This window comes from Desulfovibrio inopinatus DSM 10711 (assembly GCF_000429305.1).
In the GTDB taxonomy this organism is placed as follows: domain Bacteria; phylum Desulfobacterota; class Desulfovibrionia; order Desulfovibrionales; family Desulfovibrionaceae; genus Alteridesulfovibrio; species Alteridesulfovibrio inopinatus.
Genome location: NZ_KE386881.1, coordinates 83178 through 96993, shown reverse-complemented (window position 1 = coordinate 96993; position 13816 = coordinate 83178). Strand labels below are relative to the sequence as shown.

Here is a 13816-nt window from a genome sequence, read left to right as displayed (position 1 = left end):
TTCGTCCTGTGCTTCCGCGGCTTCGTGTTCGATGGCTTCTTCCTGGTGAGCTGCTTCTTCAGCTACAGCGTCCGTGCCTTGGGCTTCCTCGGTCACTGCGGGCTGCCCGTCGGCGGGTGCCGCGGCAGGTTCGTCCTGCGCTTGCATTGTTGCTTCGGCTGCCGCAATAAAACCACCGTCCTGTAATGTTTTATTGCACGCGCGATAGCAGGCGGCGCGGGCATGGGGACCGTCTTTATCGCCGCATGTGTCCAGGCATTGTCGGTAGATGGGCAATATGGGATCATCGCCCGCCAGTGCTGGCCCCGTGGGATAGTAGGGCGATGGATACATGTGGGCTCGGTCGGCTTCAAAATTACAATTGACGATACAGCTTTTGCGGATTTCTTCCGGGGCGCTTTGGTCGGCGGTTTGGCATCGTCTGGCACACGCCAGATAGTTTTCATGCCAGGTGAAACTGAAACTGTGAGCGGTGTTCGTCAGGCACAGACAAAACAGTAGCGTCGCGACGAGCGCGGGGATAGCGGTTTCTCGTCGCACAACATTTCGGAACATGGCGCGCCTCCTTGAAATAGGGGATGACAGTTAGACTCACGTGTCGGACGTGATGGAGTTGGAACCGATGGTAACGGTAACACCGTGTTCTGTCATGCGCTTTTCCAAGATGGTAATGAATCCAAGCTTAACTGTTTTGCAGAAGACGCAAGAGAAAGTGTCCGACGCCGCCATTGTACACTGTATCAAGCACAATATCTGCGTGATCTCGTACATCCATCGGAGCATTGCCGAGTGCCGCGGAATAACCGGCCAGCTTCAACATGCCGATGTCATTGTGTCCATCTCCAATGGCGATGGCGTGTTTGCGGTCAATACCAAGGGTATCCAGCACAAATGCAAGCCCTTGGCCTTTGGTGGCACTTGGCGCGGTCATTTCCAAAAAGCTCGGTACGCTGAATTCGCAGGCCAACCCCAAATCTCGTCCCTGGTGTTGCAAAGGAAGCAACGTGTCATGCTCGCCAACCAGGAGAAGCTTTGCGGCCTCGGCAGCATGGGCTTCTATGGCGTCGGCCATAACCGGTGGAGCCCCGACAACAATCGCCTCGTGCTCCACGACAGGATTGATGACTTCCGTGTACCAGGCGGATTCCGAGTAGAGGCACGTTGTCACCCCAGACTGTTTGGCCGACGCAACGACATGGCGCACATTGTCTTCACCCAAGCTGTGTTTGATGGCAACCTCGGTATTGTCGTCGAGTACAATCGCCCCGTTGAGCGAAACGGCGTAACCATGGAGTCCCAGAATCTCCATAATGAGCCGTACCGAGATCGGTGGCCGGGCACTGGCCAACATGACCTTGACTCCATGCTCCGCGACGGCACGAATAGTGGCGATGACGTGCTTGGGAATATGATTCCAGCGAGTGACCAACGTGCCGTCGATATCGAGGGCAAGCAGTTTGATGTCATCAAGAGCGGGGATGGGGCGAGGCGTATGGTGGCGCATGGATTTCTCTCCTCACGGTTGGAGTCGTGGAGCGATTACATGGTCTGTGACCGGTCTGGAAATGATCAGGATGGCCGGCGAAACGGCAAGCGCATTTCTTTTCCATCCCGAACGTCACAGGCATGTCACGGCCTGGGCGTATCAAGCAAGAATTTTATGACGGGTGGAGGAAGGTTATGCGCGATGGAATTTTGACCTTGGTGTTTTTGGCACTCACCGTGGGATTGTATTTTGTTCCGACGGGCTATGAACAACGCATCGATGAACGAGCCGTCCGGTGTCGTGGTGAAGTTATCGCTGTCGATAACAGTGATATGAATCGCCACGGTATTGTCATCAGTGGTGACCAGGGCGTGACGGTGCGTATTCTCGACGGTCCGTATATCGGCCAGGAATTTCGGGCGAATAACCCGCTTATGGCCAAAATGGACATTGATAAGCTTTTCAAGGTCGGTGACGTTGCATTGGTGGTGTTGACCATCGATGCCGATGGGAAGATTTTGTATGTGAACCCACAGGATCATTACCGTATTGATCTGGAATTGATTCTTCTCGGCCTTTTTGCAGGGTTACTCTTGTTGTTCGGTGGCATGACGGGTGCCAAGGCTCTCTTATCCTTTGTGTTTTCCGGAATGTTGTTGTGGAAGGTTCTCGTTCCCGGTTTACTGCAGGGCTATGACCCTCTCTATTTATCCATATCTGTTGTGTCGGTCTTGACGGCCGCCATTATCTTTCTTGTGGGAGGCATATCGCGCAAGGGGTTTGTCGCTTTTGCCGGTGCGATGCTCGGCGTTCTGACAAGCTGTGTACTTGCAATCTATTTTACCGGAAAATTTCGGCTCAACGGTGCTACGCTCCCATTTTCCGAAACGCTATTGTACTCTGGATATGCTCATCTCGATATCGCACGAATTTATGTCTCGGCGGTTTTTTTAGCGGCTTCCGGTGCGGTGATGGATTTAGCCATGGATGTGGCCGCCAGTCTTGACGAGGTTGTGCGTGAAAATTCGGATATCACATTGTTTCCGGCCATGGCTGCCGGACTGCGTGTTGGTCGTGCCGTTGTCGGTACTATGACCACGACATTGCTGCTCGCCTATTCCGGCGGGTATATTACGTTGGTTATGGCATTTATGGCGCAAGGTGTGCCGCTGGTCAACTTGGTCAATATGAAATTCGTCGCAGCGGAAGTTTTGAAGACGTTGGTTGGGAGTTTCGGTCTTGTCATGGTGGCGCCGTTTACCGCGATGGTGGGGGCTGTGGTGTTTACCCGGTGGCCAAAGACGCCAGCAAACGCATGTTATCAGGTGATTCAACCAGAGTCTCCGAACCAGGACACATCGGCTCTTTGAAAGCGACGATCAGGCACTGATATCGGGAGAGAAACTGAGCTTGAAGGTTGTGCCTTCTCCTGGTTCGCTACCGACTTCGATGTTGCCACCATAGTCTTTGACAATGCCATAGGAAATCGCCAAGCCGAGTCCCATGCCCTGACCGGTTTGTTTCGTGGTGAAAAACGGTTCAAAGACTTTGTCCAGATCCTGTGGGGGAATGCCGCAGCCTGTGTCCGACACCGTGACAACGACCTTATTGTTCTCTTCAATGGATCGAATGGCGATTTCTCGTGGCTTTTGATTGGATTCTTGGTTGTGATTGATGGCGTCGCGGGCATTGCTCACGAGATTGAAAAAAATTTGTTCCAGGCGGTTGGCATGGGCGCGGACAGGAGGAAGGTTCTCGGCCAGGTCGAGTTGTACGCGGATGTTTTGCAGGCTGAGTTGTTGACCGATAATCGTGAAAACGCCTCGAATGGGAACATTGATATCAACTCGCTCGGTGCGTAACTCCGATTTTCGGCCGAACTCTCGCAGGTGGTTGATAATGAGTGTTGCCCGATCGACTTGTTTGGAGATTTCCGCGGTAACGGTTTTGAGCTGTTCCGGTCTCATTTCCATGGAACGATCAATGAGGAGTCCGAGAAAATCACTTCCCATTTTTATGGCATTTAACGGCTGATTGAGTTCATGGGCGATGCCGGCCGACATTTCTCCCAGGGTTTTCATCTTTCCTGCTTGGATGAGCTGCGCATCTTTTTCAACCATGTCCGTGACATCAGTGGCCGAGAAGATAACCGCGTCGCGGTTTTTGTAGGCTATGCGGCAGGCATGGATGTTGACGAAAAATGCAGTGCCGTCGTGTTTGACATGACGCAGTTTGTCGAAAAACACACATTCCGAGTCGAGAGGACAGTTGAGGAACTGGTTCAAGACGCTCCGGCCGTCTACGGGTTCAAGCTGCGCTGCCGACATACCGACGAGCTGATTTCGTGTATAGCCATAGACTTCTTCTGCGCGTGGGTTGGCGTCGAGGATCATCGACGTTTCCTTGTCCATGACAAACACGGGATCGGGATTGGAGTTGAAGAGGGAGCGATATTTCCCTTCGGATTCGCGCAGACGCTTGCGGTAGAGTTTGATACTCCACACCATATTATTGAATGAGTCGGCAAGTTGAGCGACTTCATCACCCTCACGTTTTCGATAGAAATCGCATTCTTTGCATGTCCTTGGTTCGATTGCCAGTACGTCACGGGTTTCGGCAATATCTTGATCAAAATGCCAACATGGGAGGTCTGTGTTAAGATAGGCAGGGCATTGTCGCGATTCCGGAGCCGGACCATCTCCAATGGACAGCGGGATGTCGAGATTGCCTCGACTGATTTCGTCACTGATTTTAGTGAGTTGAGAGAGAGGACGAGTGATGGAATTGGAAATCTTCAGTGCGATGACGAAGATAATGACTACAATGGCCGAGATAAAGCCAAGGAACGTGATACGAAGTTTACCGACGAGATTGTCAATATGGGATTTATTGAGTCCAACATGCACTGTTCCCAGGGTATAGATACCCTCCTTGACTGGAACGGCGATATCGTATGCCTCTTCTCCGGCGACTTCGATGAGTTTTATGGCGGTTTCTTTATCTGGAGGCAACGGATTGATGTGGAGAAGCCCTTTGGGAAAAGGGCGAATAAATGTATGCGCCAGGATTTGCCCTTGGTCGTTGACGACGAAGATGTAGGAAATCAGGATTTTTCTTTCGCCGAGCAATGTGGCGTCGAATACAAGGCTAATTAACGCCGGCTTGTCATCGTCGAGGATGAAGCCGCTTCCGCGTTCGGCAATGCTTTGAGCAATGGCAACGCCACGCATTTCAAGTTCTCGTGTGAGGCTTGAAACAAGAATCCAACGCGCCAACATGGCGATTGTGAGACTGATAAAAAGCACAACAGCCAGCGTGGCGACGAAAATTTTTACTTGTAGGCTGAGTTTTTTGAAGCGACCGATCATACTGTATCACTACTGACCGGTTTTTGTCGCGGGACGTTCTTTTTGACGAACGAGGGATTTGATTTTGGACCAATCCGTGATGAGGACAAATTTCCCGTCGTATAAGCGGGTGAAATAGACGCGCTCCAATCCCTGATGTTGATTCGGTCCGAAAGACAACGTGTTGGCGATACCGAGGGAATAGTTTTTGATCGAATCCACAGCATTGATGAATCGTTCGCGTGTCAGGTCCGGGCCGCAACGGCGCAGCCCTTCGACAAGAACCTTGGCATTGATAAAGCCTTCAAGCCCAACGGTGTTGGGTTGGTCCGTAGGGAAGTAGCGCTTGAGTAAATCCGAGTATTCAACAGCTCCCCATAAGAGTGTCCGGCTTTCCGGAAGATCCGGAGGTGGCACAACTTGCGACATGATGACCACACTTTGATTCTGTGGACTCAGAATACGGGCGATCTCATCGGCTCCGACGAAGGAGACGACATAAAACACCAAGTCGGGGCGTTGCTCTGTCGCTAAACGAATAAATTTGGCGCACGGTGCATAGGTTCCAATCATGACGACGGCTTGGGCATCCGAGTCGATGATTTTCTGCATGCCGTCTTCCACATCTTGTGTGCCGCGGACATAAGTTCCGCGCGCGACAGGGGCAAGATCATATTCCTTCAGTGCGAGTTCCGTGCCTTTCAAACCGTCGAATCCATATGCATCGTACTGATAGAACACGGCAATATCAGTAAAATCAAGATCTTCAACAAGATGTTCCACCGCAGCGGCGGTTTCCTGATAATATGATGCACGAATATTGATGATATAACGGTTATACGGCTCACGCAGGGCATTTGCTCCTGTAAACGAACCAACAAGAGGAATTTGTGCTTCGTCCACCAAAGGAATGATTTTTACGGTCGTCGGGGTTCCCACATAACAAAACAAAGCAAATACGTTGTCATCAATGATGAGCTTTTGGGTGTTGGCCAGACAACGTGGCGGGTCATATCCATCGTCTTCCGCAATGACATGAATTGTACGTCCGAAAACGCCGCCGTCTTCATTGACATGCTTGATATAGGCCATGGCGCCGCGCAATGTTTGGCGACCGAGATAGCTGGCGTGTCCGGAAAGCGGTAGTGATGACCCGACGAGAATTTCCGTTGCACTGACTCCGGGAACGGCATGATGCTGCCTTTCTTGAGTCTGTTGCTGCTCACAGCTTGTGAATGTTACGGCAAGGATGATCAAAAGAAGGTACGAATACAACGTGCGCATGGCCCTCCCCTCTGGGCATGAGCCAGCCCGTGGATCAGGGCATATGGAAAAGCCCATGGGCAAGCTTGATCTATCGTATCATAGGCGATTATAGGGTCAAGATGGGGCAATCTGCGGAGAATGGGGAGCATTCCCTTATGATTGCTTTCTCAGGGAAAGAGGCGTCGCGGATGATTCACTGTTCGTTAAGAGCGTATCGGAAGATTCATTTCCGGCTCTGGGCTCTTGCCCCGAACAGGGAAATGCGTCAAACTCCCGATCGTCTCCGCATAACCTCCAAACTTTAGGCAGGACCATGGATAAAAAACTTTATATTGTCATGGTCGGTCTGCCAGCGCGCGGCAAGACCACGGTGGCGGCCAAAATCAAGGAAAATCTGGAGAAAGAAAACATCCGGGTCCGCATCTTCAATAACGGAGATGTGCGTCGTCGCATGTTACAGGAAAATACTTCTCACGCTGGTTTCTATAACCCTTCCAATATCGAAGGGCACTCTGTGCGAGAGAAGATTGCCATGATTAATATCGAGGAGGCCCGCCATTATCTGAGCAGTCGCGGTCAAATTGCCATTCTCGATGCCACCAACGCTAGTGCCAAACGTCGTCAGACGTTGCGAGAGCATCTGACGGATCATCCCATTATTTTTGTCGAGTGTATCAATGAAGACCGGGAATTGCTGCAAGCCAGTATTATCCGTAAAACTAAGATGGCTGAATTCGCTCACCTGACATTCGATGAAGCCTACCGTAGCTTTGAAGAGCGCATTTCATATTATGAGAGTATCTACAGTCCGTTGTCGCACAAGGACAATTCCATCACGATCGATACACTCAACAATCGCATCATTCGTGAGAACGTCGGCGTGGTGATACCGTATTATCCACGCATTCGTGATTTGCTCGTCTCGGACTGGGTGAAAAATCTTTTTCTCGTTCGCCATGGGCAAACGCATTACAATCTTGATATGCGTCTTGGAGGAAACTCTGAGCTGACCGAAACCGGTCACGCGCAGGCCCGGGCATTGGCAGATCACTTTAAAGGGACACCTATCCCGTATATCTTTACGAGTACCAAGATTCGAACCAAACAGATGGGAACGCCGATCAGTGCCGATCAAAGCGGACATTGTACAGTCATCAGTCTTCCCGAATTCGACGAGATTGATGCTGGGGTTTGTGAGCATATGACGTATCAGGAAATCCTAGAGCAAATGCCGGAGGCCTATGCCGCACGGAGCAGAGACAAATATAATTTTATTTACGAGAAGGGGGAAGGCTATGTCACGCTAAAAGACCGGGTCTATCGGGGGATTAAGAAGGCTTTGTATCTTTCCGGAAATTCCGACAATATCATGGTGATTGGGCATCAGGCCGTCAATCGTATGATTTTATCGCATTTCCTTTTCCGGAGAACGGAAGACGTTCCGTATATTTATATTCCTCAAGATAAATACTTCCATATTACGTCTACACAAACTCGCAAGGTGTTTGAACTGAAGAGCTTTCTTGCGGACCGTTGCTTCAGTTGTCCGCTTTAAACGTCAGGAAGAGTGAATATACGTCTGTCGGTGAGGGGATAAGAGGGCTCTGCTAACTCACAGGTTCCAGGGTGTCTGCGTCGTGTTCTGTGAGCGAGAGCCGAATTGATTGGATTTCATCAAGATGTTCCAGAAAGATATCGGTCAAATACGGGTCAAATTGTGTTCCACGGGCTTCCCGTATGGTCTCGGCAGCTTTCTGTATGGACCAGGCTTCTTTGTGAGGGCGTTTGGAGGTGAGGGCTTCGAAGACGTCGACAAGCCCCACGATACGTCCCGGTAAGGGGATTTCTTCTCCGGTCAGACCGGACGGATATCCAGATCCATCCCAACGTTCATGGTGGGTAAACGCGATTACTTTTGCTGTTTCGAGTAATTCGGAGTTTCCACCCTCAAGGCTTTTGGCGCCAATCTCGCAATGTTTTTGAATGATTATGCGTTCTGCCTGGGTGAGTTTTCCCGGTTTGAGGAGTATGTTGTCGTCGATCCCGGTTTTGCCGATGTCATACAATGTTCCAGCGAGACCGAGTAATTCGCTTTCTTCTCGTGACATGCCGCATTTTCGACCGAGCAAACTGGTATAGGCGCGCACTCGACGAAGGTGTTCGTCCGCTTCCCGTTCCCAATCAGCACCGACCGATGCATAGGCGGCAAGATCGAACAAGGCATCGTGTTCAGCGAGGGCTTCATCGTCTTCAATGCAGCCATTGAGTGTTTCGGACGTGGCCGCTAGGCGCAGGTACGTACCAAGGCGCGCTGCGACCTCAAGTCGATTGAGTGGTAAGCCGAGAACATCGGCTGCTCCCATTTCCAAACATCGGGTGAGCGCATCGTCATTGGTGCGATTGACAAGTGCGAGAATGGGGCGACCGGAAGCACTTTCGCTATGAATGAGGTTGGAAAGAACGCCGAGGCCATTTTTGAGATCTGCACCGATGTGGACGTTGACGAGAATGAGGACAGGAGCGCAACTCTGCCGATTCTCATCAAGCAATGCCTGTGCAGCATGTACTGTTTCTACACGTCGAATCGAGAGCGACCCGACTCGTCCTCCAAGTACATCGGATAATGTTTCCACGGTAGCGGAGACATCATCGACGACAAGGAGGGTTCCGTGTATTTCCGTAAACATACTTTTGTGTACGTCAGTCGTCACTGGTTTTCAACAACGAATCGTTTTAGACTGTGACATTGTGCATTCAATGTTTCTCGTTGTTACCTGGGGATGGTTCCGGTGCCAGACTAATGATCTCATGAGCCCACTGTTGCGCGTCGGCGTGGAACAACGCTGTTCGATCTGCGGGGATGGAAAGTCGATGCAGGATACGGCTTGCATCATCAAAGAGTCCTCTTTCGAGAAATTGTACCATGTCGAGAAATTGCCGCGCTTCGTTTTTTTCTCCGTTGAGTGCGTCGCGAATATCATCGGCCAGGGGCATAGATTTTATGGTCTGGGACATGGGTTGGCCAAGCAATGTATCAAGTTTGGACAGCAAACCAAGTAAGAACAGGCTCTCAGGTTTGAAGGCAAGGGGAGCATTTTGGCCGAGCAATTCGAAAAATTTACCGCGTGTTGCGGAGAGCTTCGCGAGTTCCTTTGTTCGAGGAGATGGTGCCATGTCTGACATGGCAACGAGCATCAGCCATTCCCGTAACGGATTGAGTCCTAGTCTGATGACGGCTTGTTTTATTGAATTCACTTTGCTCCGCATGGAAAACCGGGCTGAATTGATGTATTGGAGGAGACGATAACTCAGTGAAATATCTTCTGAAACAATGCGCGCAAGGTGGTCGATATTGATGTCGTCGTGCGTGAGTTCACCCAAAAGCCGAAGTTTTCCCGCATTGCCAGCCGAAATTTTGCGGCCGGGAACAATTTCAGGTTTGCTGAAATAATATCCTTGAAAAAGATGGAATCCTAACGACTTGGTCAATTTAAACTCTTCTTTTGTTTCGACTTTCTCAGCTAAAAGCACTCGCCCACTGTGTTGTAGCGTATCGAACAATTCACAAATTTGGTCCGGTGACTTGCCGAGGATATCGACTTTGACGATGTCTGCTAAACGTAAAAACGGAGCCATAGACGGTTCGCCGAAAAAGTCATCGAGTGCGAGCTTAAACCCCTTATCTTTCAGGTCGGCAAGAGCTTGAAGCACGTCGTTTGTCGGGTGCACGTGCTCAAGAATTTCCACGATACAGTCGTTTTTGGAGAGTGCTTTGGCTGCCCCAGATAGAATGAGGTTTTCCGGAAAATTGATTAGCACCCGGGCGGCCTGATCCATGCTGGATCGAGCAAGAGTATAGCCATCGACAATGACTTTGGCTGTTGCCTTGTCTTCGTCTATAACGTTAGCGACATTCTCAGTTCCTCGCCGAAAAAGCAGTTCATATCCCCAAACCTTCAGACCTCGATTGAAAATAGGCTGTCTGGCAATAAAGACAGGCTCATAGGAAGAAAGAGGAATCTGCATGGAGGATGAGTCCTTTATTCATTGAAAATTGAGACGGTGAGCCTTCTATGGTCGCTTATAGATATGTTTAGCAAAAGTGCCAATATACGACAAGCTGATGCTGAAACGATATTGTCACGATTGTATTCGTAACACAGACAACTTCTTAGGTTAAACTTGTATTGGTTGGCATCTGTGCAAGGAAAATGCTAACGCTATCGACAGATACAACGCTTTTTGTAGTGAATTCAAATGACAAATGCTGTTTGCTCCTTTTACGTGCAAAGGTATGCGAGATAGGTTGACGACTCTGTCGAATATCCCAATACGTGGTATTGGGTTGCCATGATGGAGAGAGCGTCGTCGCTTGTGTGGAACGTAGGATAAATTGAGAAGACAGCACCGCATGCTCTCATGATGTGGACTTGCATAGGGAGAAAGGTATGAAATCCATCAGTTTTGCTCGGAAGCTTACTTTGGGGTTTTTGTTTGCCATATTGGCAGCCATTGCTATTTTAGGCGTTGCAAATTTTGTCCAAACTGAAAATGCATTGAATACATTGGGAAAATCGGCAGTTAAGACAGCGGTCATGGGGTTGTATAATGCTGTTTATGTGCAGAATCAGATTATTCAAGAGAAGGTTGCTGCAGATGTGAAATTTGTTCTTTCGGAAGTGGAGCGTTTGGGGGAGCCGCGTTTGGATACGACGGAGCTGTTGGAGCAGACCGTTGTTGATCAATCCAATCAGAGCACCGAGCAAAAGCGTATTCCACGCCTCTATTTCGGAACCACGTCCATCAATGGAAATAACCAGCTTGTTGATCGTGTTCAATCCATGATGGGAGGAACGGCTACTATTTTTGAAGTCATCCCCGGCATGCTTTTGCGCGTTGCAACCAATGTCAAAACTGCAGATGGGCAACGTGCTTTAGGGACGGCCATTCCTGCGTCGAGCCCGGTGTATAAAACCGTCATGAACGGAGAGACTTTTTACGGTGAGGCCTTTGTGATCGATGCGTGGTATCTTACAGCGTATACCCCGCTTCGTGATGCTGATGGCCAAATCGTCGCAGCCTTGTACGTGGGGCGCAAGATTTTAACGCCGGCACTGGAAAAGAACATTGCTGAAACACATTTGGGCGGCAATGGGTACGCGTTTGTTTTTCGCTCCGATGGCAGTTTTGTGGAGCATCCTGACGAAAAAGTCCTCAAAGAAAGCAACATCAAGGATTTCAGCTTTGGGGAAGAATTTTTGAAGGTCAAAGACGCGTTTGTTGAATATCAGTTCAAGGGCGAAGATAAGGTCGCGTATATTTATTATTTTGAGCCATGGGATTGGCATATCGCTTTTAATTTGTCGCGCACGGAAATGTTGATGGGCATGGATAAGAAGATGCTCACATCCGGAGCGATCAGTGCTCTTGTCGCGTTAGTATTAGCGCTGATCGTCTCGTATCTTCTTGTACGCGGTGTCATGCGTCAACTTGGCGATGACCCCAAAGTGATTGCCGATATGGCCACACGCGTTGCTTCCGGCGATCTCGATATTGAATTTCAAGAACGTAAAGTCATTCCGGGTAGTATTTATGCCGCTATGCAGCAAGTTGTGTATGCAGAGCATAATGTTGCTGAAGCGATGGCACGCGTCAGTATCGGCGATTTAAGCGTGGAAACGGCACCGCGTTCAGAAAACGATATGCTGCTGAGCTCTCTGACAGCCATGGTGAATGCCGAACGTGACGTGGCTGGAATAGCCGAGAAGTTGTCGAATGGTGATTTGCGTGTTCATGTCGAAGTTCGTTCCGATGATGATGCTCTTATGCAATCGCTGTCCCTTATGGTCTCACGACTTGATCAAGTGGTGATGGGGATCAAAGCCGGGTCGGAAGAAATTGCGTCCGGATCGGAAGAGTTGTCGGCCACTGCGGAAAGTTTGTCTCAGGGAGCGACGGAACAGGCGGCGAGTGTAGAAGAATCGTCCGCTTCCATGGAAGAAATGTCGGCAGGCATTCAACATAACGCGGACAACTCTCGCCAGACCGAAGTGATTGCGCAGCAGGCAGCCAATCATGCCGAGGAATCGGGCAGGGCCGTGTCTGAAGCCATGGGAGCGATGAAGGAAATTGCCGAAAAGATTTCCATTATCGAAGAAATCGCTCGGCAAACGGACTTATTAGCCTTGAATGCTGCTATTGAAGCGGCGCGAGCAGGCGAACAAGGCAAAGGGTTTGCTGTCGTGGCGTCTGAAGTCCGTAAGCTGGCTGAACGTTCCCAGGCTGCGGCCGGTGAAATCAATGAATTATCGATGAAAAGCACCAATGTGGCGGAACGTGCAAGCAAGATGCTTGAGAATCTCGTTCCCGACATTAAGAAGACCGCCGATCTCGTTCAGGAGATCACCGCAGCTAGTACGGAACAATCCTCGGGAGCCAGTCAGATCAACAATGCATTACAGCAACTTGATCAAGTTGTTCAGCAAAATTCGGCGGCATCAGAAGAACTTGCATCCACGTCAATGGAATTATCCAATCAAGCACAGCAATTACGTCGAGCTGTCGGCTTTTTCCAAACCGATGACTCCGTGCAACGTCGTTCTCCTTCTCGAACCGTGAAGGCTCGTGTTGATCGACCGAAAAAAAAGATCACCTCGTTTAAGCCCACGGAAAGTAAAACGGTGAGAACATCAACAAGTGGAATCGCAATCGATATGGGGCGAGACAACGAAGATGCCGATTTCGAACGGTTTTAAGAAAGGGGGCTCAGCCCCTTTTTTTTTCACACTTTAACCAGCATACATATCATACTGTGCGCTCTGCAGCCTGCAGAGCATGGGAATTTTTGATGTTGTCGTTATGGATTCCCCTGGGGACTATCAAGCAACACATAGTCCCCGTCGGCAGTCGTCATGACAGCTCCTGGAGGAATGTCGGGGAGAATGATAATCTGGGTCGTTTCTGGAGCGCGTTGTTGTATTTGACTGGGCACCGCGGGTTTCCAAGCATGGACTGAGCCACAGAGTATGAACACGGTACTTTCCGGGTTTTCTGCAAGATAGTTCAGAGCATTGACGGCAAATGTGGCATCCCAAACACGTTGCGCTTCACAAAAGAATGTGAAGGATCGAGTTTCATGATGATGATCCCCCAGCATGGAACGTAAAAAATCTTCATAAGATGGATTGATCGTACAGGTGATGGGGGGAAGTTCGGACAATTCATCTTCATCGAGCGATGAAAATCCACGCGCCGCGACTTTTCGTGTAATGTCACGTGGAATATTGAGTCCGAGAAGTGGAATGCCATTGTCCCGGCAAAAGTGGAGCAGTGGTAAAACGGTTGAAAATCCCTGTCCCCAATCTCGTTCAAACACTGCAGCTAAACCCGCGTCGTCAAGTTCCCCATCGAGATAGGCATCAAGCTCTGACTGACTTTCATGCTGGAACATCTCGAGCCCGAGTGCGAGCTGTTTTTTGTGAGGAAGCACGGCCGACAGGATGTTTTGGAGTGCGTCGTGATCTCGTCGGCTGCCATGGCGTTCTCCCACGGAAACGATTTGAGTAGCCGCTAATGTCGGAGCGACTGTTTCTATAGAGACAGGGCGCTGCGTCTTGATATCAAACAGTTGCAAAGCATTGGCATTCGTCTGACCATTCAGGAGTATCAGTACGCAGAGTAGGCCTGTCATCAATATTACGCGTAAGCCGTGTGGCAT

Annotated in this window: 10 protein-coding genes; 3 read left to right on the top strand and 7 right to left on the bottom strand. The window is 49.9% G+C overall.

Annotated elements, in window-relative coordinates; translation table 11 throughout:
- Both G451_RS34735 and G451_RS0124950 read right to left on the bottom strand, forming a co-directional pair.
- On the bottom strand, window positions 1–555 hold a 555-nt coding region (locus tag G451_RS34735; protein WP_027186361.1), incomplete at its 3' end, for a hypothetical protein.
- Window positions 556–682: 127 nt separating this feature from the next.
- The gene (locus G451_RS0124950) at window positions 683–1504 is read right to left on the bottom strand and encodes a Cof-type HAD-IIB family hydrolase (RefSeq protein WP_027186360.1); all 822 of its coding nucleotides are present in this window, start codon (window positions 1502–1504) and stop codon (window positions 683–685) included.
- A gap of 176 nt (window positions 1505–1680) precedes the next feature.
- Between G451_RS0124950 and G451_RS31670 the strand changes: the two genes are divergently transcribed.
- Window positions 1681–2856, top strand: a complete 1176-nt coding sequence (locus G451_RS31670) for a YibE/F family protein (RefSeq protein ID WP_245587869.1) — start codon at window positions 1681–1683, stop codon at window positions 2854–2856.
- A 9-nt stretch (window positions 2857–2865) separates the two neighbouring features.
- On the opposite strand, the gene G451_RS0124935 is transcribed toward G451_RS31670, so the two are convergent.
- Both G451_RS0124935 and G451_RS31665 read right to left on the bottom strand, forming a co-directional pair.
- Complete coding sequence (locus G451_RS0124935) at window positions 2866–4854, bottom strand: ATP-binding protein (protein WP_027186359.1); 1989 nt, start codon at window positions 4852–4854, stop codon at window positions 2866–2868.
- 9 nt (window positions 4855–4863) lie between these two features.
- A complete protein-coding gene (locus tag G451_RS31665) occupies window positions 4864–6117 on the bottom strand; it encodes an ABC transporter substrate-binding protein (protein WP_034644002.1) in 1254 nt (417 codons plus the stop codon).
- A gap of 295 nt (window positions 6118–6412) precedes the next feature.
- Between G451_RS31665 and G451_RS0124920 the strand changes: the two genes are divergently transcribed.
- Window positions 6413–7654 (top strand): bifunctional nucleoside/nucleotide kinase/histidine phosphatase family protein, encoded by a 1242-nt coding sequence (locus G451_RS0124920; protein ID WP_027186357.1) that lies wholly within the window; start codon window positions 6413–6415, stop codon window positions 7652–7654.
- Window positions 7655–7706: 52 nt separating this feature from the next.
- Here G451_RS0124920 and G451_RS31660 read toward each other — a convergent pair whose 3' ends face one another.
- Window positions 7707–8810, bottom strand: coding sequence for an HD-GYP domain-containing protein (locus tag G451_RS31660; RefSeq protein ID WP_051261892.1), 1104 nt, complete (start codon window positions 8808–8810; stop codon window positions 7707–7709).
- Window positions 8811–8853: 43 nt separating this feature from the next.
- Window positions 8854–10125, bottom strand: a complete 1272-nt coding sequence (locus G451_RS31655) for an EAL and HDOD domain-containing protein (protein ID WP_034644001.1) — start codon at window positions 10123–10125, stop codon at window positions 8854–8856.
- A gap of 422 nt (window positions 10126–10547) precedes the next feature.
- On the opposite strand from G451_RS31655, the gene G451_RS34730 reads away from it, so the two are divergent.
- On the top strand, window positions 10548–12854 hold the full coding sequence (locus G451_RS34730) for a methyl-accepting chemotaxis protein (RefSeq protein ID WP_051261891.1): 2307 nt from the start codon (window positions 10548–10550) through the stop codon (window positions 12852–12854).
- A 101-nt stretch (window positions 12855–12955) separates the two neighbouring features.
- Here G451_RS34730 and G451_RS31645 read toward each other — a convergent pair whose 3' ends face one another.
- Complete coding sequence (locus G451_RS31645) at window positions 12956–13816, bottom strand: ChaN family lipoprotein (RefSeq protein ID WP_051261890.1); 861 nt, start codon at window positions 13814–13816, stop codon at window positions 12956–12958.